This window comes from Pseudoalteromonas sp. TAE79, from assembly GCF_000498015.1.
In the GTDB taxonomy this organism is placed as follows: Bacteria; Pseudomonadota; Gammaproteobacteria; order Enterobacterales; family Alteromonadaceae; genus Pseudoalteromonas.
In genome coordinates, this window is sequence record NZ_AUTL01000058.1 from 13,997 (window position 1) to 37,685 (window position 23,689).

At 40.3% G+C, this 23,689-nt stretch carries 15 protein-coding genes and 3 pseudogenes; 5 read left to right on the plus strand and 13 right to left on the minus strand.

The genetic code is table 11. The annotated features are described in order from the left end of the window. Window positions 1-5: 5 nt before the first annotated feature. The 13 genes and pseudogenes from L655_RS1000000126195 to L655_RS1000000127380 form a co-directional block, all read right to left on the minus strand. Window positions 6-1,199, minus strand: a complete 1,194-nt coding sequence (locus L655_RS1000000126195; RefSeq protein WP_024603943.1) for a restriction endonuclease subunit S — start codon at window positions 1,197-1,199, stop codon at window positions 6-8. Further along, a pseudogene (locus tag L655_RS0102115) lies at window positions 1,192-2,160 on the minus strand (type I restriction-modification system subunit M); the annotation flags it as partial. The pseudogene L655_RS0102115 and the gene L655_RS1000000126195, both read right to left, overlap by 8 nt. A 565-nt stretch (window positions 2,161-2,725) precedes the next feature. Continuing rightward, window positions 2,726-2,923: pseudogene (locus L655_RS1000000127765) on the minus strand (protein CapI); the annotation flags it as partial. A gap of 15 nt (window positions 2,924-2,938) precedes the next feature. Further along, window positions 2,939-3,097 (minus strand): annotated as a pseudogene (locus L655_RS1000000127770) (UDP-glucose 6-dehydrogenase); the annotation flags it as partial. After that, window positions 3,097-4,818 carry a glycosyltransferase family 39 protein gene (locus L655_RS0102125; protein ID WP_024603946.1) on the minus strand — a complete coding sequence of 574 codons (1,722 nt, stop codon included), beginning with the start codon at window positions 4,816-4,818 and terminating at the stop codon, window positions 3,097-3,099. The gene L655_RS0102125 and the pseudogene L655_RS1000000127770, both read right to left, overlap by 1 nt. A 12-nt stretch (window positions 4,819-4,830) precedes the next feature. Further along, window positions 4,831-5,514 (minus strand): VTT domain-containing protein, encoded by a 684-nt coding sequence (locus L655_RS0102130; protein WP_033011230.1) that lies wholly within the window; start codon window positions 5,512-5,514, stop codon window positions 4,831-4,833. Next, on the minus strand, window positions 5,480-6,217 hold the full coding sequence (locus tag L655_RS0102135; RefSeq protein ID WP_024603948.1) for a glycosyltransferase family 2 protein: 738 nt from the start codon (window positions 6,215-6,217) through the stop codon (window positions 5,480-5,482). Before L655_RS0102135 ends, L655_RS0102130 begins: the two co-directional genes overlap by 35 nt. A gap of 767 nt (window positions 6,218-6,984) precedes the next feature. Continuing rightward, a complete protein-coding gene (locus L655_RS0102140) occupies window positions 6,985-8,511 on the minus strand; it encodes an arylsulfatase (protein WP_024603949.1) in 1,527 nt (508 codons plus the stop codon). 680 nt (window positions 8,512-9,191) lie between these two features. After that, window positions 9,192-9,596, minus strand: a complete 405-nt coding sequence (locus L655_RS0102150; RefSeq protein WP_024603950.1) for a DUF6262 family protein — start codon at window positions 9,594-9,596, stop codon at window positions 9,192-9,194. A gap of 1 nt (window position 9,597) precedes the next feature. Then, entirely contained in the window at window positions 9,598-11,592 is a 1,995-nt protein-coding gene (locus L655_RS0102155; RefSeq protein ID WP_024603951.1) for a hypothetical protein, read from the minus strand. Next, window positions 11,589-14,177: a hypothetical protein gene (locus L655_RS0102160; protein WP_024603952.1), complete on the minus strand. Its 2,589-nt coding sequence runs from the start codon at window positions 14,175-14,177 to the stop codon at window positions 11,589-11,591. The genes L655_RS0102155 and L655_RS0102160 overlap by 4 nt, the downstream gene beginning before the upstream one ends. Next, complete coding sequence (locus L655_RS0102165) at window positions 14,170-15,555, minus strand: site-specific integrase (RefSeq protein ID WP_080670010.1); 1,386 nt, start codon at window positions 15,553-15,555, stop codon at window positions 14,170-14,172. Before L655_RS0102165 ends, L655_RS0102160 begins: the two co-directional genes overlap by 8 nt. 97 nt (window positions 15,556-15,652) lie before the next feature. Then, a complete protein-coding gene (locus tag L655_RS1000000127380) occupies window positions 15,653-15,790 on the minus strand; it encodes a hypothetical protein (RefSeq protein WP_158000937.1) in 138 nt (45 codons plus the stop codon). Here L655_RS1000000127380 and L655_RS0102175 point away from each other — a divergent pair. The 5 genes from L655_RS0102175 (at window position 15,789) to L655_RS0102200 (ending at window position 23,689) form a co-directional block, all read left to right on the plus strand. Next, the gene (locus L655_RS0102175) at window positions 15,789-16,406 is read left to right on the plus strand and encodes a restriction endonuclease subunit S (RefSeq protein WP_024603954.1); all 618 of its coding nucleotides are present in this window, start codon (window positions 15,789-15,791) and stop codon (window positions 16,404-16,406) included. The two genes, L655_RS1000000127380 and L655_RS0102175, sit on opposite strands and share 2 nt — an antisense overlap. Before the next feature lie 54 nt (window positions 16,407-16,460). Beyond that, window positions 16,461-17,981 carry a type I restriction-modification system subunit M gene (locus L655_RS0102180; protein ID WP_024603955.1) on the plus strand — a complete coding sequence of 507 codons (1,521 nt, stop codon included), beginning with the start codon at window positions 16,461-16,463 and terminating at the stop codon, window positions 17,979-17,981. Between the two features lie 26 nt (window positions 17,982-18,007). Beyond that, entirely contained in the window at window positions 18,008-19,210 is a 1,203-nt protein-coding gene (locus L655_RS0102185; protein WP_024603956.1) for a restriction endonuclease subunit S, read from the plus strand. A 152-nt stretch (window positions 19,211-19,362) separates the two neighbouring features. Continuing rightward, entirely contained in the window at window positions 19,363-20,379 is a 1,017-nt protein-coding gene (gene rhuM / locus L655_RS0102195) for a RhuM family protein (protein ID WP_024603957.1), read from the plus strand. Next, window positions 20,363-23,689 (plus strand): HsdR family type I site-specific deoxyribonuclease, encoded by a 3,327-nt coding sequence (locus tag L655_RS0102200; RefSeq protein WP_024603958.1) that lies wholly within the window; start codon window positions 20,363-20,365, stop codon window positions 23,687-23,689. Before rhuM ends, L655_RS0102200 begins: the two co-directional genes overlap by 17 nt.

Genomic DNA, 23,689 nt, shown 5'->3' on the forward strand with positions numbered 1-23,689 from the left:
ATTTCTCACACAAACATTTGCTGTAGTAAGCCTTTTTTAAATAGCTTGGTTTGTTCAATTTGCTCGTTAACAGCGTTTGTTTTTTTATCGAGTGCTTCTAAAAATTGCGCTATTTTTTGTTGCTCTTTCAAGCAAGGTAACTGAACTTTGGTTTTGAGCCAGCTTTGGGTTTTAAACAGTAACTTCTCAATATGTACGCCATCACTATTAATAAAAAATGCACGTCGTATGTAGAGGGTTGTAGACAAGCGGTTAAAGTAATCAATATCTAACTTTGTTGATTGAGGTCTAAATACATTGTATTCATTAGAAACAATAGCCCCATCTAGCTCTTCAGGTACCAACCCGCAGGCTCCATGAACTATCTGTCGTTTTGATATTACAAACTCACCTTTGTGGATAGTGAATTGGTTTTTAACAAGTACATCCTTACCTTTAAAGTGTCCACGACTTTTAACCCCACCAAACCCCCTCTTTACAGTGATCAGCTCATAAGTAGCTTCATCATCCATTTTTAATGCGTCAGATTGTAAAATAAGAATATCCCTTAAAGCATATTCATTCCAATTAGGAAAATCGTTTCCATCATCATCTTTAAAGCGAATTTTTTGGCTGAAAACTTGTTGCATTACGCCTTTTTTGTAGTCTTTTAATAAGCGGTGCTTTTCAGTTAACTGGCTGATTTTAGTATCTACAGAAGTAAGGAAATCAGCTATTTTTTCTTGTTCTAATTTTGATGGGCAATAAAAACTAAGCTCAGATACAACTCCCCAATCTGAACGCGGCATTTTTGAACCTGATGATTTATTAGCTTCGTATATAAACTTATCGGTTTGAATGTATTGATATAAGTATGAGTGTTCCAAAAGTGAGTTCGTCTTCATGACCCATATTTCACTCGAACAAATACCTGTAAAAGTCGGCATGGCATATTTTTTTAAGTAAGGCCTAAGCTTGCTAAATAAAATATCACCTGCTCCAAACTTATTTTTTTGACTTGCTACCGTATCGCTTGCAACACTACCTAACAAGATACCAGTTCCTTGTGAAATGTGTTCAAGTTCGATGCAAGGGTATACAAAACTTTCAATAGCGGGGTTAAATTTATTACTTTTGATTGAAACTAAGTCACCAAATCGAAAACGCTTGTATTTCACTAAGGGAGTCGGGAACCTTAGTTTTGGAACTAACTTATTCATTTACCGCTCCAAAAGGCATATCAATCCCTAACTCATCACAAAAGCCGGCAATTGTTTTATCTGTTTCAAACATCGCTTTATCATTTGTAATTAGCTGTTTTGCTACTTCACTCAAATCAACAAGCTCTTCATCTTCAAAGGTGTCTACATAACGCGGAATATTAAGGTTGTAGTCGTTCTCTGCTAAATCTGCTTGTGTTGCGGTAAAGGCATATTTATCAATGAACTCGCGTTTGCTTACGGCATTTAAAATACGTTGTAAGTCTTCCTCACGCATTACGTTGTTGTTAGTGCCTTTTTCAAAGTGATTACTGGCATCTATAAACAATACGTTATCGTCGGCTTTACGGTGTTTATTTAGCACCAATACACAAGTAGGAATAGACGTACCAAAAAATATGTTAGTAGGTAGACCTATTACCATATCAAGGTAGTTTTTTTCTTTAATAAGGTGTTTGCGTATATGCCCTTCGGCCGCACCACGAAACAACACGCCGTGCGGTAACACCACCGCCATTGTGCCGTTGTCGTCAAGCTGGTGGATCATGTGTTGTACAAAAGCAAAGTCGGCTTTACCTTTTGGTGCCAGCTTACCGTAGTCGGCAAAGCGATCGTTATTCATGTGTAGTGGGTTGGCAGACCAGTCCGCCGAAAATGGCGGGTTAGCGACTACGGCGCTAAAGCGTTGCTCAAGGTGTGCGGGAACTTCTAACGTGTCGTCGTTTTGAATGTCGAACTTTGTGTAATGCACGTCGTGCATAATCATGTTCATACGGGCTAGGTTGTAAGTACTTGGGTTTTGCTCTTGTCCGTAAAACTTTAAATCGGGGTTATTAGCTTCTTTTGCAACACGCAACAACAATGAGCCAGAGCCACAGGTGGGATCGTAAACCGATTTAATGTGCGGGTTATTTAAAGTTACTAATTTTGCTAGTAATTTAGATACCATTTGCGGAGTATAAATAATGTCGTTTTCAATAAGTGACAAAGTGTTACCACATTGTATTTATTCATTTTAATAATGGTAACAGTTTTTGAGAAATTTACTCCATAGATAATGAAAAAATGAGGTGTAAAATGCAGTTTTGTTACTAAATCTATCGCTTACTATTGAATTGAGATAACACCGAACTTGCTAATTTTTAGCAGTATTAGATGCATTAGGTGTACTAGTGTGATTACGACAGAATCGCTTGGTAATTAAGATACGACAAAGTCGCTTGGTGTTAACAGCATTAGGTGTACTAGCTCATATCTGAACTTACAGATTAAATGAATAGGTTTAGACTTCATCTGACAGACAGCCATGAGCGAGAAGCAGACGGTCGATCAAACTCATTTTTGGACAAAAATGAGTTAGAGACTGAGGTCGGTTTTGTGCCATGAACGGACCTTGATGAATAGTATTGGATAATATTCCATTATCAAAGTGTCCTGTTTGATTACAGCAGATAATTACTGATATTAGAAATATAGGCGGACATCTCTAGATGTCACTATTATGCAAAAATGGATAGATAAATCACTTAACCATAAAATTCACGATACCAGTCAACAAAGTTATTAACGCCCTGTTCAACACTCATTTTAGGCTTATAGCCAGTAACATTAAATAAGTCATCAATATCTGCAAAGGTTTGGTAAACATCGCCCGCTTGCATCGGCATAAAATTTTTCTTGGCTTTAATTCCTAACGCGCTTTCAAGTGACTGAACAAAATCGAGATCATCTTTAAATAAAAAAGCTTCTATTTCTTTATCGACAAAGGGAGATTTACGACTATTAATTAAATCTACTTTCGCTGGAACGATATCGTAGATAACCACCTTATTATGCTGAGCAAGTAAAATGGCATTAGACAAACCAACAAAACCTGCTCCTACTACAGCTATTTTCATTAATACGCTTCTCTAGGAACACTAAAACGCTTAATAACTTTTGGCGCTTGGCAGTTTTCTGCCATTTGCTTAGCACTTAATAATAACCAGTGCTGCCTGTGAGCGTAGCCCATATCTTGCCCGTTAGACACATCGAAACACGTTAAGTTGGCATCATCTGGCACTAAAATAAATCGACCCGCCTTCTCGCCCATCCATAGCCATGCGTTACGCTCTTCTTCTTCATCCGTTGCTAGGTAACTAAAATGCGTTATTGGTAATTGTGAAAACAATAAAAATTGCTCTTTAAATTTCACTAACCCAAGTTCACCGCGCTCACCATGCTGACCTAAGGTGTTTTCCACTTCTTCAATAACATGTTTGGGTGTGCGCAGGGGCTCGGCTAGCCAATATCCTAAGGTACTCACTATTAACCAAGAAGCGACAATTACCATTCCTAAATTAAAAAAGGCGTTTTTCGACCGTAATCGCCATAAACTAACTAACCATATCGCTGCTAAAATAAACGCTAAACCTGCCGCCCACGGGATCATTTCAGGGTATGCGGTTAATGGTTTCACTAATTTTTTATGACCCGTTAATAAACCAATGCAAGCGACAACAAGCACAATAGCAATTAACCATAAAATGCTTTTGCTGATGCGGTTAAACCATAACGGTAGTTTAACTTCATGGTAAGCAATGGTGGTAAACAGCGACAACATCGGCAATGCAGGTAACACATAAACCCCGCGCTTGCCCGGACTAATACTGAAAAAACACACCACAAGCACAACCCAAGCAAACAATATCATCAATACTGGATCTGTTTTTAATTTGTGATAAACATGCTTTAGCGAGCTCAACAATAAAATTGGTAATGGAAACCACATCACGGGAATTACACTAACAATAAAATAATACCAAGGCTCAAGGTGATGCCAGGCATTGGCGTACCGTTCGCCCGTTTGCTTGAACAGAATATTGTTTTTGTACTGAATTAATTCAGGGGTCGCTTGCTCTGCCACCGTAATCATCATCGGTACAAACCAAGCCGCCAACACCAAGAAAAAGGGCACAAAACCTAACCAACAAGCGAAGGTGAGCCTGCCTTTAAAATAGTCTTTATTCGCCAAGCGATAAGCAATGATGGGAATAAACATGAGTACAGGTAAAAAACCTACCCCTTTAGTAATAATGCCGAGCGCCATAAATGCCCACGAAATAAAATACCAGCGCCAATTGGGCCCTAAAATGAAATGACGGATAAAGCCATAACAACCAATCGTTATCCAACACATCACCATCGCATCAATTTGGGCAGCTTTAGCTTGGATCAAAAATTGTGGTGTAATTAATAAAAGTAAAGCGGCATTGCGACCCACGCGAACACTATGGAGTTTTGCCCCAAGATCATACACCAAAAATAAAGTGATCAAGCCACAGATGGCGTTTGGCAGTAAAAATGCCAGTTTTAGGTTGCCAATAAGTGAATAAAAAAGAGCGATTGACCACATAAAAACTGGTGGTTTATCAGGATAAAATTCACCGCCACGCATTGGAAATAGCCAATTGCCAGTGGCAACCATTTCTCTGGCTACTTCAACAAATCGAGGTTCATCAGCAGGCCACGGTGAACGAATACCAATACCTAATAAAATAATAACAGCGGCAAAGGCCAGTAAGATTTTTAAGACGGCGTAATAATCATCTTGTTCGAAGGTTTTTATTATATTTTTCATAACCTAACTTCTTTATAGTTCTTGTACTTTACGACGAAATTGACTGCGATAAAGCAGTGAGCCAATTACCGATGAAACAATAAACAGCGCAATACTGATGAGTATTTTTTCGTGCTCTGATAAACCAATTCCAGCGCCAGCGTAGGCAAAAATTAAGGTTTGTGGAATGTAGCCAATAAAGCTACCAAGAAAAAACCCCTGAGCCGGTACTGTAGTTGCTCCAGCTGCGACATTAGTAAACAAGTTACTGCCGATAGGTAACAACCGAATCATCAATACCTTTAAGGTGGTATTGTCTTTAACCAAGCGTTCAAATTTCATTAAACTTTTATTAAATTTGCGTTGCAAGCTTGAGCGAAACAACCATTTGGCGGCGTAAAATGACAAAATACAACCGAGCTCTGTTGCTACTAACGCTAAAAGTGCCCCTTCAACAGCCCCAAAAGCAAAACCAAACGCAAACGCTAACAATTGGCGTGGCGCACCAAGAGCGGCATAGGCAGCCCCCATCGCCATCAATACAACAACGGCTTGTTTGCCTTGTTCTTTAACAAACTTAGCGACCCAGTTACTGTCAGCGATATGTTCAAAAAAACCTTGTTGAACTGCAAACGCTATCGCAATAAATAACGACAAACTAACAATAAATTTAGCGAGCCTGTTAATCGTCACTAGTGTTACTCGTTTGAATTTCATTAACCATTGGCACTTTGCCACGACGAATAAGCCACATCATGCCTAATACATCAACAATACCGACCCAAGCTCGATTCCAAGCCGTGTATTTTGATAGACCATGTTCACGATCGCGGTGGTTCACTTCTTGCACTTGCACTTCGCCTCCCATACGTTTGACCAAAGCAGGAATATAACGGTGCATATGGTTAAAGTGTGGTAGCCTTAGGTATGTGGCTGTGGGCACTACTTTCAAACCACAGCCGGTATCTGGCACACCATCATGTAAAATAGCATCGCGGAATTTATTAGCAAAACGCGACTGAAAACGTTTCCAAGGCGTGTCTTTTCGGTTTTTACGGTAGCCAATTACGCAAAAATTAGCGGCTTCTATTTGTTGAGCGCGCTCAACTAATTTAGGCAAATCAGCCGGATCGTTTTGTCCGTCGGCATCAAGGGTCGCCATCAAGGTGTATTTCGCCTGTAACACACCCGACACAATCGCTGTGCTTTGTCCGACACTGTAGGCATGTTTGATAGCTTTTACATCACAGCCTAATGTTCTTCCAGTTTCGAGGGCGGTTTCAAAGGTACTATCACTACAGCCATCATCGACAACGATAATCTCAAACGGGTATAAATCAGCAAGGCTGGTATGAATTTCTTCAATAAGATGGCCAATATTTTCGGCTTCGTCTTTGGCAGGAAGTACAACTGATAACATATATAAATCCCTGTTTTTTAGTTATTAGCGATAATAAATTTGCAAATTAATCACCGATAAGTCAAGCAATTAAAGAAACCTATCGGCTAAATAAAAAGTGTCTTAATAAAATATCAGGCAAACCTTAAGATTTACTTAAGAAAAACTGAAAAAATGATTTACAGCACTACACGCAATATTACTCTGAATATTAGGACTCTTTTCTCGGGTAGATTTCATCATACTTTAATGGCTACAAGTCCATTAGTTTTGTTGAGACATTTTTTTTTAACTGTAAAATATTAGAATATCCACGTTCACCAGCATATGTTCAATGTCCGTAACTCGCTCTAAGCAGTCTTTAGAGCATTTACTTTTACTCACTTTGGGGCAGAAGCAATGCGCAAGTTTTGCAATTTACTCACTCGTTAATGGACAAATATAAGTTAGAACGAAGACTGTTTTGTTTCAACAACTACCGTTGACAGTTTTAATTTTCTTAGACGATTAAAGATTTAAATCTAAACAACTAGTAATAGAAAATTTATGTTTGTTGTGTAAAAAAGCTGAGCATTACAATTTAATACCGACCAATTTAAAAATCAATTGCTAGTTCAATTGAACAATCTTTTCAATATGTAAGAATCCGATGAAACATCGCAAGAAAGAGTATTTCATGAAACTTGAAAAACGACCTAGGTATTATCTCTAAAAAAATGCCGCTCACATTAAGTGAGCGGCATTAGTCTGGAGCTCTTCTTATTTGTAATCTGTGATTTAAATCATTACTAACGATTGAGTGCTTGCTGTGAAATCATTTCAGCGACACTTCCAACCTGTACAGACATACTTTCTTGACTTGGTGGGAAAGCTTTAAAGGTTTTCACAAATTCTGAAATTTGATTACCTGCGGGGCCTAAAATCCAACTACGGTTTTCTGCCCATTCATCATAACCCCGAGCATCAATAAAGCGTTCAAATGGATCCATTTTTAAGTTAATAATGTAAGGAGAAGTAAGTGCATTTTGCGTTGATCTAAACCAGTGGTTCTGCTCAGTGAAAATAAGCTTCCAATCACCATAACGCATGCCATGGAAAGTAGTTTCGGTGAAATAATAAAACTCTTTACGCTTTGTTTTACCGTTTTTTAGTAAGATATCACTTTGATCAAAGCCATCTAAATGCACTTTATACCTTTGACCATTAATTTTGGTGCCTTTCAATAAATTAGCTTTGAGGTCTTTATCTCCCACCCATGACATAATTGTAGGCATCCAATCTTCCATTGTCATGAACTCACCAGTACTTACACCTTTAGGAATGTGACCAGGCCACTTTACGACTAATGGCACTCTGAAACCACCTTCCCAGCCACCAACGCCTTTTTCACCGTGGAATGGTTGGTTACCACCATCAGGCCAAGAGTTTGATGCTGCGCCATTATCAGTCGAAAACATCACTATCGTGTTGTCTGTGATTTTTAACTCATCAAGCAAGTTAAGCAATTCGCCCACATCATCATCCATTTCGGCCATACCATCAGCGTATAAGCCATAACCAGTCTTACCATCATAATCTTTATTTAAGTTAGTTTGATAGTGCATACGTGTGGTGTTATGCCAAACAAAGAAAGGCTTATCTTGTTTTACAGCATCACGAATAAAACGTTTTGATTCTACAAGTACCTCTTGATCTAGGTTACGCTGACGTTCTTTACCAAACTGCCCTAAATCTTTAATTTCTTGCTTACCATTACCTAGTGCCTTAGAGTGGATCACACCACGCATTTTTAAGCCGAATTTTTCTTGTGTTTTAGCGTCTTGCGGATAATCTTGCTGCTCAACATATTCACCTGCGTTGAGGTGATACAGAATACCAAAGAACTCATCGAAACCATGATTAGTTGGTAAGTGTTCATCAAGATCACCTAAATGGTTTTTGCCGAACTGACCTGTTACATAACCTTTGGATTTAAGCATAGTTGCGAGTGTTGGATCTTTCTTCTGCAAGCCTTGCGGAGCACCTGGAAGACCTACCGTACTAAGTCCTGTACGTATCGGGTACTGACCTGTGATAAATGCTGCACGCCCTGCGGTACAAGAAGCTTGTGCGTAGTGATCCATAAATATCATGCCATCATTGGCGATGCTATCTATGTTAGGAGTACTTCCTCCCATCATACCGCGATGGTAGGCACTAATATTCCACATGCCAACATCATCACCCCATATAACAAGCACATTGGGTTTATCAGCAGCATTGCTGGGTAGATTAAAAACAAGTATGGCCATACAGACCATAAAATACTTAAACATCACTTTCTCCTTGAAAAAACTGATTTTAATAACCAGTAATTTTTTATCCTCGCTTGCAGCAAACTCATACTGCTATTTTAAGTTGTTTCTACAAGTGACACGCTGTACATATTTAATACTAAACAAGTAGTGTTATATTTCAATGAAATAAGGATTAAACTTGATTTATATACAGAAAATCAGAGCAATTACGTTAACTCATTTTGGGGCAGAAACGAGTTACGCTTTAATGTCCGCTATTGGCTGTGAGTTCAACCACTCGATGCAAGACAGCCGTTCATGCAAAATATTGACGCTAATTGGTTGGGGCTTTTTCGTTGGGTTTCGCTGCGCTCAAACCAACCTACGTTGATAACTCTAAAGCGCAGCGCCTCTAAACCTCTTTGTGAATAATTCACTTGAAGCTCTTTTTCTATAATGTTTCGCAAGAGGACAAGAAAAACGGAACATGGGGTCGCGTCTTGCCTTTTGCCATTTATTTTTTGAATGACCGCTCATGGCACATATGCGACTATCAGATTTGATCAAAATCTAAAAATCACACCTGACAGATTAAGTTAAGACTTACTCACATTAGGATCGGTTAATGTTTTAGCTGCCTTTGTGCTAATTTTTGGATATTTTCTTTGTATTTTTACTCATAGTAAATATCTCATGATTGTTAATTCAATTATGAATATTTAGAGTCCGTGTTTTAGCCGTTCTGCAAAGCCATTGCGTTCAGCTAATACTTCATCGTACATATTGTAAACCTGCTGAATGTGCTCCCACAATGACTCATTTTGCGTTCTCAAATCCTCAGCGAGCGCTTTATAATCAAGATTCGATTTTTTTAACGATTCAACCTCTTTCTTAAGCTGCTCATTTTCAGTACCAACAGCAATAGCCTCTGCTTTATTTTTCTGACGCTTTTGCGCAGTCTGAATATCCGGGATTTTCTCAGGGTTGAACTTGTAAATAGCAGAGTTTGAAATTCCTAATCGTTTAGCTACTTGGCTAACGTTAATTTTTTCGTTATTAGCTGCCATTTCAGACAAAGCCATATCAATTCGATCTGCCGTTGTGATCTCAAATGATTCGCTCATATTAGGCTTCCTTCACTTTTATCGTTAACTGGTCAATGATGATATTGGCGGCTTCAAGGTTGTCATTTAATGCCGTACTAAAGGCTTTTAATCGCTGCTTTATCTCTGACGGAAATTTTTCAAATGCAGCTAATTGCGATTCACATCGCTTTTTAACAACCAGCCAGTGGGGTAGATGTCGAGGTGTTGCAATGTAGCTATCGCACCATACACAGTGGCTTGGATCTGCTGCATTACGAACTTTACATTCCGACCCCTTAGTACAGTACCCATGTGACACGCCTCTAAAGTTGTTGGTATGCTTAGCAGCAAACGTGATCAACTCTTCCATATTTTTAAAGTGAGGGGTGCTTCCGGTGGTCAGGTCATCAGCCAGTATCTCAGTTAATTTGGCGATAAAGTTTTGTCCGCCTTTCCCAGCAAGCGTGCCGTCTTGTGCTGCACCCACCATATCTTCCATTGCTTGCGATATCATAAACTCAGAGAAGCTTTCGGTTAGCCCAATTAACTCCTCCATAGACTCATATCCCCGTTGGCTGTATACCAACGACATCATGCTCTCTAAATGTTTGTACTGATACTTAATATCGTCTAAATCACCCAAACGATTTGCAACAATAAACCATGCAAAGGTATGTCTAAATTGATGGGCCGTAAAGTTGAATAAATCGCCTACTTTGTATGGCTTCTTAAACTTTTTATGGCTTGAGCTGACCGATTGGTAATTGCACCCCATGCGCTCAAGCTCGGCAATATCGTGTTCAGTAACTCTGATCGAAAACATTTTGTTTATGTTGTTAAAGCCATTTTTAGTCGACTTAGTATTTAATGAAAACTCGCAGGATTTTTTATGGGGTGACACACCAAACAAAGTTCGATTACTCAAACCAAACTCTAAATTCAACTTACGCTTTAGTGGTAATAAATCGCTGTGATGCTTTAGCAGCAAGGCTGCACGTTCACGGTAAACAGAACAAACTCTTGTGAGTAGTTTTACTGCCCGATAGGTGACTTCATTCGTTACCCATTCTAAGCTTTGGGTTTCATCTGTTGTTTTAGACAACAACGTCTTGATAAAGTATTTACCGTTTCGCTCAATAGCTGAATCATCAGTTAGTGCCATTGCTTCGCCATAACGCATACCTGTATAACTAACCACAAGCACAAAGGCATATCTGCGAAGATTTTTAATCAGCTCATAATATTCGTCTAATTCAGCAGATTCTGACTCATTTAATCCATCAACGTATGTCGAGTTTTTAAGGTACTTTTTCGGTGCGTATTCAACACCATCATTGAGTTTGATTTGCAGGCAGTGCCAATTATCGATGATCTTCTCAACGGCATTAACGTGCTCTTCGCTTGCCTTAAGAACTTGCTTCATTATTTGAATCGGAATGACTGAATGTTTATTTCTGCGTTCTTTTTTTAATAAGGTAAATGGCAAAAAATATTCATTCATCAAATCGAAAAACGGCTCGCTTTTAACTACTGAATAAAGCTTCAACCAATAGATGGCAGATAGAAGTGACTGTGCATAAGATGGATGCTTCTTTACATCAGACGCTTGCACCAAGTCCAATATGATATTGCGCAAACGCAATTCTGGCAGTTTATCTAAGCCACCGAAGCTCTCAATGCCATAACGTTCAAGCCACTTAGCAAGGCGCTTAAGGTTAGCAATATTCCTACGTATCGTAGTCCATGCAAGAGGCTCCATGCCTTGTCCTGAGCCTTGCGTATACATACCAAGTGTTAGGGCTTTAAGTTGATATTTATACTTCGGCCCAACACCGTTAAAGGTTACGGATAAATTGTTGCCTTGCGAATACCAAGAATCATCCCCGAACAATGTGATCTGTTTTTTATTCGAGCGGATATATTGCCAAAGCACCAACGGTGTGAGCTCGGCATCAATCGGTGAACTATAAGGATTAATGCTAATAAGCCCATCAATCTTTAAACAGGCATCTACAGCAGCTGAAATTCCTGTCATAAAATATCTCCCACATTCTTAACTGACGTTACTGCAAATGCCCAAAACGGATGCATTCCTCTTTCCGCCATCAGCTCCTTTCCCTTAGTCACTGCCATCGGGTTTTTAATTGCTACTTGTTCTAGTATGTCATCAACTCGCTGATGCAATGCAGTAATCGCTTCCTGCTGAAATTCATTATTTTCAATATCAGAAATACTGGCCGACATATCTGCCAAAACATAATCACGATAACTAAGCAACTGCCAAACATGGTCTGGGTCTGCTACTGTTCTAAAATGCTTGCACCACACACAAGCCAAAAAGTCACTACACCATCCATTGTCTTTACTGCCCGATAGACGCCGATGTTCTTTACCGTATTGTGACGCTTCTGAATCGTTTCCTTGCGATGCACACTCACCTGTGGGCGTTTTTTGAGTGCTACCGTCATCAACCATTAACACCTTAATTTTCGGGTCAATTTCTCGACCAGTAAAATAACGCTGCATCACATCTACTGCCGTGTGCAATGTTTGTTGTGTTTTTTCTTCACTCACTCGTTGGTAGTGCTTGATGAACGTATCGAAGGTGTGAAGTTTTGCTGATTCATAAGCACGCATTTGCTTTGCTACTTCACGGTAAAGGTGATTTGCACCATTCTTGCGAATGCGCATCGAATCATAATCAACTGTGCAACCAAGTCGCTTTAAAATAGTTTTGATATAAGCAATGATATTGCCTGCCAATACACGACTTACATTGGTTTTTTCTTTGGAGATAAATAGATATTGCCGTGTATGTGTATCCGCAAGGTAGCGATAGCTGTTGGTCAAAGTATCTCTTACATGAACTATGTCACGCATCACACTATTTACAGTTCGCCCATCTAGTGAATAGGTATCGGTGTCGTAACCTTTTCTCGGTTTTTGGATCAACACTGTAATACTTTTTTTAGCGGTTGGCAGAGAAACTTCCGTGATATCACTGAGTTCTATGTCCGTCATAGGTGACGTATTCCAGCAGCTTTTAACTTGGATGCGTGCAAAATATAATGCGATTAATTGTTTAACGTTATCCGTTTCCTTAATCCCTTTTTCAATATAAAAGATCAGTTCTTTTAATTCATCGTCACTGTATAAATCTTCAATTTTCATTCTTCTGGCGTGACGTTGATAGCGCTTAAACGACAGTTTGTAAGCCTCAACCACAGTCTGTCCTGTAATTGCCATTACCCATCTTATTGTTTCAAAATAAGACGTGCCCGTTCTTAAGCTTATGGTTTTTCCTTTAACACCTGACTGAATGCGTTGAAAAACACTTTTTTGTATTTGGTTTTTGTTTAAGCTGAGGCATTTAAAACCATGCTTCTTAAGTTGCTCTGTATAATCAGGTAATACAAATTTCACCAAAATTCGATTAAGAGTGATGAAGCGGCCATGCAAAGTAACCATGCCATAGTTTTTTTCTGGCAAAAGTTCGGTTTCAGAATGATGGATTTCTAATAGCTCATTCTCAATTTCAGGGCACTGTTTCACTAATTCAAAGTAATTAATGTGACGAAACATCTTTTCCTTTTCAAAATAAAAAGGCAGCAAATGATCAACGTAATCATGGCGATGAACCTCATGCCCAAAGTGCAGCTCTAGCAGTATAAGCAACTCAGTGAATTGATCTCTTCTTAGTAATGTCTTAGCTTCTTTAAGCAAAGCAAATTCATCTTTCTTGAAGCCATCAAGCCCTTCATCAACAAAAGCACACTTGTTCTTCTCAGCGACTATTCGAATGCTACTCACAATAGCCATAAAGCGCCTAGTCATTGACACAACATCATGCTCTAGCTCACCTTTAAATTTATCGGAATTAGCAAGCGCTTGAAGCTGTTCAACCAACAGTGGCTCAATATCGTTTAAATCAGTAACGTCTATGCATTTATCATTAATAGTGATCCGAATAACTTGAAAATGATCTGGCTTAAATGCGTTAAGCACCGAGAATAATGCCGACTGAAGTACACAGTGTTTATCTTTAATCGGGTATTCGTTAAAAACCTGTCTAAAGTGCATGGTTGAGTTAAACCATAGAAAGCCATACTCATAAAGTTGCTCAGCGACTGATGGAGCTGCTTCACACAGCAGCTGTAAACATTTTTGCGCCATTTGTGCGTTAGAGAGAGTGGTACTTCTTGCAAGCATTGACTGCTGACCCCATGCACTTATGGCATCGTTAAGCTCTTTACCTAAGCGAAAGCTTTTCCGATACCAATGCAATAAATCAATGTTTGTATCAAATACAAAAACGCTGCTAGGTCTTGAATTTACCTTGGTAATTGCACTTGCAAAGTGAAATAAACAGACCCTGAACATCAAGTCATCTTTGTGGGGTATACTTTGTGCTAAGGCCTCTAATTTAAGCCAATAGTCGTCTCGAAATAGCGAGTGAACATCTTGTATTAAGCTCTGGCAATGGTTTCGTAACACTGAATGGCGCAGCAACAGCCGTTTTAGAAAGCCAATGTGTTGTTTAATCCGTTTACAGTTTTCGTCCGTTAAACAACTGCCTAGCTGCTCTTCTAACTGTGACAAATCAAGCACGGTATCAAGCATCTGCATCTCCTGATTGCTCGGCATTAAATGCATCTTCTTGTAGTGGAGCAACAAACTCACCAAATAATTTATCTACCCAACTCGCCATTTGCTTATCAAATGTCAGTGATCTAGCGAAATTGATGTACTTCTGAGTCGTTGAAAAATCCGCATGGCCCATCAACTGCATTAGCTTGTATTGCACAAAGCCAATGGGCAGATCCTTATGGATCAGAAAGCCAGCAAGGTTTGTTGCAAAAGTTGAACGTAAATCATGAAAATCACGCTTTAGTGTTTTCCCGAATGGCGCTAATTCCTTACGCACTTTTGAGATCACATTGCCGATAGATTTACGAGACATAAAATCACCAGAGCGATTAAGAAACAGTGGAGCATCATCACAATTTCCATGTTCAAGCTGCCACTTAGCTAATCTTTCTTGATGTTCTTTGCCGTTACGATATTGCCAAAGTGATGTCATCAAGCCTTTTGATACCATTATCGTGCGCTCTTTGTCGTACTTGCCGATTATGGTTACGTAATAAATTGCTTTATTATCCAAGGCAGGATCAACAACATGACTCGCAGTAAAAGTGGCAATTTCTTCCGCTCGCAAGCCGCATTGCACGGCTAAATCTACTCTCAATTTAGCACCTTGCTTTGTTAGTTCCTTGCTGGCATAGAGCAGCTTCAATTCATCTTGGCTGTATGGTGATAAACCTGCATCGCCTGATTTCTTTTGCTTATACTTTTTAGGGATCAGCAAATCAGTCGTGGTAATGGTAAAGCCTTTTTCCTCACTCCCGTAGTCGGTAAACAGCAAATCTAAACCGCCATCTTTGCGCTTTTTCTTAATGACCTTGGTTTTATATTTGAATGGCACTTTATCAATTCTGCGTTGCTTTCTTGCCCATTCGTAAAACTGCCTAACATGGTTGATGTATAGGTTTGCTGTATCTCGGTCGATATCCTTTGCAATCACTTGTTCTATAAGGTGCTTGCGATAACGGTACACAGGAAGCCAATATTTCGCTTTATCACTGTCACTTACGGCATAAACCTCATGCCAGTCCACGTTATTCTTCTCAACCCATTGCAAAAACAAACTCATCGAATTGGCTAATGACTGCACAGTAATAAGCGACACGCCACCAAGAGGGTTCTTTTTACCGCCACGTTTAGGCGGCATAAAAAGCCCTTTATAGCGGTGCTCTAAGAATAAATTGATTTCGAGAGCGTCCTGAATTCGAACCAGCGATAACACTCTAGGGAAACGTTCAACAATGTGATCTTCATGAAAAGCAACAGTGCGTTGACCTTCCTCATCAACATTCGATACGTAAGGCAGGCTGCCTAAATTTACAGTTTGTTTTACAACTTTGGGATAATTGCCACTCAAATTAAATGCTCCATTACAATACTGCAAAATATACGCATGAGCATTTAAGGTGTCAACAACAAATTGCAGTATTTGATTACTGCAAAAATAAATTGACCTAGCCAACAATGTCAGCCACAATAATTTTCATTAAATTAATTCCGATTTTGTAACGCCAGTTGGTCATATCCCATTGGCGTTTATTTACTTTTTGAGCAAATCGGTTTACTGAACACAACCAAGGTTTAACGTTCATGAATGCAAAAATGCGCCAAGCTACTGAAGAGCTGCGCCTGAGTGATATTGCCGATATCCGCTTAGGCCACCCTTTTCGTGGCACGGTGAAGCAATACGACAATGGTGACGTAAATGTTGTTCAGGTAAGGGATACCGAGCCAACAGGTGATATCAATCAATACACTATGGTTGAAACCGTATTAAATACGAAGAAACAACCCGACTGGTTACAAAATGGCGATGTGTTATTTGTCGCTAAAGGGGCAAAACATTACAGCGTATTAGTAGAACAGGTATTAGAGCGCACACTCTGCTCACCACACTTTTTTATGGTGCGTTTAAAGCCTGAGTTTAAAGATGTGATCGTGCCCGATTTCTTGTGCTGGCAACTCAACCAACAACCTGCACAGCGTTATTTCAAAGCGACTGCCGAGGGTTCAATGCACCTAAGTATTCGCAGGCAAGTATTAGAGAATGTGCCCATTAAGGTGCTTAAGTTTGAGAAACAAAAACAACTCGCTGCAATGCACCGCTGCGCTGTTAGAGAGCAAAAAGTATTACAAAAGCTGATTGAAAATAGACAGCAACAACTAGAAGCCATTGCTATTCACGCACTTGAAAGCTCATGCGTTTGAAAGAGAGCCTAAAACAAAACAGATTTAAAAATTAATAATAAGGACTTAAAAAATATGACCACAACCAACCAAATCAATCAGGACGATATCAACAAAGCAGTATGGGCCGCTTGTGACACCTTCCGTGGTGTGATTAGTGCCGATACTTATAAAGATTTCATCTTGACCATGCTGTTTTTAAAGTACATCTCTGACGTGTATAAAGACGAATACAACAAACTCGTTGCGCAATATGGTGATAATCCAGAGCTGATCCACGCCATGATGTCGAAACAGCGTTTTGTACTACCAGAAGGCGCAAGTTTTTGGGATTTATACGAAAAGCGTTATGAAGCAGGTAACGGTGAGCGCATCGATAAAGCCTTACACGCACTGGAAGAAGCCAACGGCAGTAAGCTTAAAAACGTATTCCAAGACATTAGCTTTAACACCGACCGCTTAGGCCAAGAAAAACAAAAGAACGATTTACTACGCCACTTACTAGAAGACTTTGGTAAAGACATTTTAAACCTAAGCACAGAGCGTGTAGGCAGCTTAGATATTATCGGTAACGCCTATGAATACCTTATTAAACACTTTGCCGCTGGCAGTGGCGCGACCGCTGGTGAATACTACACCCCGCCTGAGGTCTCAACTCTTTTGGCAACCGTTTTAGAGCCAGTCGAGGGCGACCAAATATGTGACCCGTGTACAGGCAGTGGCTCACTGCTACTTAAATGTGGCGCTATGGTGCGCAAAAACTCTGGCTCTAAAAAATACGCTTTATTTGGGCAAGAAGCGATAGGTTCAACATGGGCACTCGCCAAAATGAACATGTTCCTACACGGTGAAGACAACCACCGCATTGAATGGGGCGACACCATTCGTAACCCACTGCTACTTGATAAAGACGGCAACGGCTTATTGCACTTTGATGTCGTAACCGCCAACCCGCCGTTTAGTTTGGATAAGTGGGGGCATGATGATGCCAGCAACGACCCTTATGGGCGCTTTAGACGTGGTATTCCACCAAAAACCAAAGGCGACTATGCGTTTATCAGCCACATGATTGAAACGCTAAAACCCGAAACAGGTCGCATGGGTGTGGTCGTGCCGCATGGTGTGTTATTTAGAGCATCAAGCGAAGGCAAAATCCGCCAACAACTAATTGAAGAAAACTTGCTCGATACCGTGATTGGTTTACCAGAAAAGTTGTTCTTTGGCACAGGTATTCCAGCCGCCATCTTGATATTCAAAAAACACAAGACCGACAAAAACGTATTGTTTATTAATGCCAGTCGTGAGTTTAAGTCAGGCAAAAACCAAAACCAGTTAACGGCAGACAACATTCAAAAAGTTATCGACACCTACAAGGCTCGTGAAAGCGTTGATAAATACGCCTACCTAGCCAGTTTTGATGAGATCAAAGAGAACGACTTTAACCTAAACATCCCTCGTTACGTTGATACCTTTGAAGAAGAAGCTGAAATTGATTTAGTGGCAGTACGCACAGAGCGTGTCCAGTTACAAAGCGAGTTAAAAACACTGGAAGCGGAAATGGAAGGCTATTTAAAGGAGCTGGGTTATGGTGCCTAATGGAATGAAAAGTCGGGAGGAAAATCATGGGTGAATTTGAACAAACCCGCTTAGGGAATTTATGTGACTTTACACAAGGTGTACAAATAGCTGATAAAGATACTATCAAACAGCCGCAAGATGGATATGTCAGATATATCTATATTAGAGATTTATTCACAGACAAGTTTCCCGTTTATGTGAAGGATGTATATCCAAATAAGCTATTACTCAGTGGTGATATTGTAATGGTTAATACTGGAAACACATCGGGTAGCGTTTATCAGGCGAAGGAAGGTGTATTGTGTAACAATGCATTTAAAATAGCAGTTAAAAGCTCAAAACTTAATAAGTTAGACAAAGGGTTCCTTTGGGTATATCTAAACAGTGACGCTCGTGAGCGAATGCTTAAAAGGCTATTCAATCCGGCAGGACAACCTCACGTTGGACATAAGAATGTTGCTAGATTGGATATATCACTTCCACCACTCCCAGAACAACGCAAAATCGCCAAAATCCTATCTACGTGGGATAAAGCGATTAGCACCACTGAGCGCCTAATCGACAACAGCAAACAGCAGAAAAAAGCCCTAATGCAACAACTGCTCACGGGCGCTCATACCCAAAGAAAGCGCCTACTTGATGATTCAGGTAAACCGTTTGAGGGAGAGTGGGAAGAAGTTAAGTTGGCTGATGTCGTTGAATTTAATAACGGTAAAGGTCACGAAAAGCATATTGTTGAAGATGGCAAATACTTAGTCGTAAATTCTAAATATATTTCATCTGATGGACTCGTGAAAAAAACTACTGACTCCGCCTTTTGCTTAGCTAATGTGGGAGATGTTTTAATGGTCATGAGTGATGTGCCAAATGGAAAGGCTATTGCAAAATGTTTGTACGTGGATACTTCTGAAAAATTCACTGTAAATCAGCGTGTTGCTAGATTTCGTCCAAAATCAATCAACTCAATCTTTTTATATTACACCTTAAACAGAAATAGCTATTACTTACAATTTGACGATGGTGTAAAACAAACAAATCTTCGCAAAGATGAGGTGTTGGATTGTCCAGTTTTTAGACCAAGTGATGAAGAGCAACAAAAAATTGCCTCTGTATTAGTTAATGCAGACCAAGAAATCGAGTTATTAGAACAACAACTCGCAGACCTAAAACAAGAGAAAAAAGCGCTGATGCAGCAACTATTAACAGGCAAGCGCAGAGTAAAAGTGGATGATAAGGAGGTCGCGTGATCACGCAAAAGCGACCTCGCACTATTCAAATCTTTTTGCCTACGGGCGACCCTGCGGGTATTCGCATTGCTGAGACAAATTAACACAGCCCGATAATTGCAGGTAGGCAGCTAGTTAGCGTGAACTAGCTATAAAAAGGAGTATATAGACCTATGACAGATGAACTCATTCTTTACACCACTGATGATGGGCAGTCGCAGTTTGTGCTACGCACGCTGGATGGTAATGTGTGGCTTACACAACTTGAAATAGCGCAGCTATATCAAACCAGTAAGCAAAATATTAGCAAGCACGTAAAAAGCGTATTAACAGAGAATGAGCTGTCTGAGGCCGCAGTTGTCAACTCTAAGTTTACAACTGCGGCAGATGGTAAAGAGTACCTTACCCAGCTGTATGCACTGCCAATGATTATTGCTGTAGGTTACCGTGTTCGCTCAACCCGAGGCACGCAATTTAGGCAATGGGCAACTCGCACCTTAAGCGAGTATTTAAGCAAAGGGTTTGCGATGGATGATGAGCGACTTAAAGACCCCAAATGGGATTATTTTGATGAGTTGCTTAAACGTATTCGCGACATACGTTCGTCAGAAAAGCGCTTTTATCAGAAAGTGCGTGATTTATTTGCTTTATCTGACGATTATCGTGCCAATGAAAAAGACACCGGTTTATTGTTTGCTGAGGTGCAAAATAAACTATTTTACGCCGCCACCGGGTTTACGGCCGCAGAGTTAGTGATAGAGCGAGCAAACCCTGATCTGCCAAATATGAACCTGACCAATTTTTCGGGCAATCGTGTGCGTAAAGCCGATGTGGTAATAGCTAAAAATTACCTGCAAGCCGATGAGCTAGATAAGCTTAACCGATTAGTTAATATGTTTTTAGAATTTGCCGAGTTAAGAGCAAAAAACAAACAGCGTTTAACGCTTGAGAACTGGCGACAGTATGTAGACAACTTTATAACGTTTAACGAACAAGCTTTACTGGCCAATGCAGGCAAAGTGAGCCGTACACATATGGAAGAAATAGCAAAACAGCGCTATGAGCAGTTTGACAACCATCGTAAATTAGAAGAAGCAACACGCGAAGATGAGCGCGAACTGCAAGCATTAGAACAATTACAACAACGCTTACAGCAACAACAAAGGAACAAGGATGACCATGCCAAATAAGGTTAAAAGCAGTGTTAAATTTCAAGAAGAGTTTAGCGCAAAAATTCCTGCGCTAACGTTGCTGATTAACTTAGGCTATACGTTTATTCCACCGAGTGAGTGTGAAGCTCTTCGCGGGAACACGTTAGCAGGTAACAAAAAAAGTACCCATCAGGTGGTGTTGTTACCTGTGATGCGTGCCTTTTTAGCCAAACAGACGTTTTCGTTTGCAGGTAAGCAGCATACGCTCTCAGAAGCGGCCATTGATAAGGTAATGCATGAGCTGAACCCTGCTATGAACTTGGGGCTAAAAGCCGCTAACGAGAAAATTTATGATGCGCTAATGTATGGCGTGAGTGTGACTGAATTTATTGATGGTAAAAAAGCATCCCCCACTATTAGGCTGATTGATTGGCATAATATTGATAAAAATGCGTTTCATTGTACCGAAGAATTAGTAGTACAAAATGCCGAGGGCACAGGTAACCGTAGACCTGACATTGTGTGTTTTGTAAATGGGTTGCCATTAGTGGTGATTGAGGCAAAACGCCCCGATTCAAACAAAGAAGGTAAATCGACCAACTTTGCAGCAATCTCTCAGCATATTCGTAACCAAAAGCAAGATGAAATACCGCATTTATATGCCTACAGCCAGTTATTATTGGCCATAAACGGGCATGAGGGCTTGTATGCAACGTGCGGCACCCCTGAGAAGTTTTGGGCAAAGTGGAAAGAAGAGCATATACCGGAAGCTGAGTTTGTCAGGCTTAAAAACCATACATTGCGTGATGAGCAATTAAATGCACTGTTTAATCATCGCCCTGCAAAAGATAAAACAGATTACCAGTCGCTTATTGCCGCAGGTGAGCTGACGGTAACCGACCAAGATAGGCTGATTGTAAGTTTATTACGCCCTGAACGCTTATTAGATATGACCCGCCTGTTTACCTTATTTGATAAAAAAGCTGGCAAGATTGTAGCTCGATACCAGCAGGTGTTTGGTATAAAAGCACTTATTGAGCGAATTAATACATTTGATGACTCTTCTTCCGCTCGCGGCGCTGGCGCACGTCAAGGCGGTGTTATTTGGCATACTACGGGCAGTGGTAAGTCGTTTACTATGGTGTTTTTATCCAAAGCGCTTATTTGGCTTGAAGAGCTAGCGCAGTGCCGCGTAATTATTGTGACTGACCGCGTTGATTTAGAAGACCAGCTAAGCCGTACGTTTGCTTCTGGTGGTGTACTGACCGACCGCGATAAAAAAGATGCGATGGCGACCACAGGTAAGCGTTTGGCCGAGCAAATTGGTCAAGGTAACGAACGGGTTATTTTCTCGATCATTAATAAGTTTGGCTCTGCCATAAAACACAAAGACTGTTACAACGATAGCCCTAATATTATTGTATTAGTGGATGAAGGTCACCGCAGCCAAAACGGTGAAAATAATATCCGTATGCAGCAAACCCTACCTAAAGCGGCTTTTATCGCCTTTACAGGTACGCCGCTATTAAAAGACGATAAGACCGAAAACAAGTTCGGTAAGATCATTCACTCTTACACGATGCAACAAGCGGTTGAAGATAAAACCGTAACCCCACTTTTGTATGAAGAGCGTATACCAGAGCTAAACGTTAACGACAAAGCCATTGATGCGTGGTTTGAACGCAGTACCAGTAAGCTGAGCGACAAACAAAAAACCGATTTAAAAAGAAAGTTTTCGCAAAAAGGTCAGATTTATCAAACTGCCGATCGCATTATGTTAATTGCCTATGATATTGCCGACCATTTTCAAAACTTTAAGCATCAAGGTTTAAAAGGTCAATTAGCCTGTGACTCTAAAGCCTCTGCAATACGTTATAAAGAGGCTTTAGATAAAATTGGCACCGTGACATCAGTTGTTGCAATGTCGGCTCCTGACACGCGTGAGGGGCATGATGTAGTTGATCAAGAAAGCAAAGACATTGTACAAAATTGGTGGAAAGCCAATGTTGATAAAATGGATGAAAAAGCCTACACCAAAGCCATTATTGAAGACTTTGGCAGAGATGACGGCCCTGACATCATGATAGTGGTTGATAAACTGCTAACGGGCTTTGATGAGCCAAAGAACACCGTACTGTATATTGATAAACCTCTAAAAGAACATAACCTTATTCAAGCCATTGCCCGTGTAAACCGTTTACATAGCAAAAAGCAGTTTGGTTACTTAATTGATTACCGAGGCATTTTAAAAGAGCTTGATACCACCATTGAAAAGTACCAAGACCTTGCGGAGCGTACCCAAGGCGGCTTTGATATTGATGATCTGAAAGGTTTATATAACCGAATGGATACGGAATACAAAAAGCTTCCGGGGCTGCACAGCGATTTGTGGGCGATATTCGATGGGGTTAAAAACAAACAAGATGGCCCCGCTTTACGCCAAGCATTGGCACCAAAAGTACATGAGGTTGGTGGTAAGCTTACCGATACCAATCTTAAAAAGCGTGATGACTTCTACTCAGCACTAACCGCATTTTCAAACTGTATGAAAGTAGCGCTACAGTCAGCCACCTACTTTGAAGATAAGTCGTTTGATAACAAACGCGACCTATACAAACGAGACTTAAAAGCCTTTGTAGATTTACGTAAACAAGTACGTGAGGATGCCGACGAAACCATTAACTATGATGAATACGCAGAAGATATCCGTAGCTTGCTCGATAAACACATAGCGGGTATTGAAGTAAAAGAACCTGACGGGGCGTATTTAGTCGGTAACTTGGGCAAAGACGTTAAGCCACAGGATATGAGCGATGACGAAGCGCGTAACCAAACAGATAAAATTACAGGCCGAATCACTAAGATGATTGAGCAAGACTTAGCTGACGATCCGTATGCGCAGGAATATTTTTCTAAGATGCTTAAAAAGGCCATTGAAGATGCCAAAGCGATGTTTGATGCGCCAGTAAAGCAGTACATATTGTTCGCTGATTTTGAGCAAGAAGTAAAAGACCGCAAGATCGCTGATGTCCCTAATGACTTTATGGATGACGCAGGCAAGTTAAACAAACATGCCCAAGCCTATTTTGGCCTGTTCAAACATTTATTCGATAGTGAGCTTTTAACTGAAAAGGCACTGGATAATGAGAAATTGATAGCGCTTGCTTTTGATATTGATGCCGTCGTAAATGACGCGGTTGCTGAGTATTCCATTAACCCTGCGGAAATTGAAAACGCCATACACATGAAGTTGTTACCTATGTTGTTTGGTGATCTTGGCCTTGATAACGCTCAAAAGCTGATTGAAGAAGTGTTAAAGATAACCCGATTAGGCATAGCTAGAGGCTAA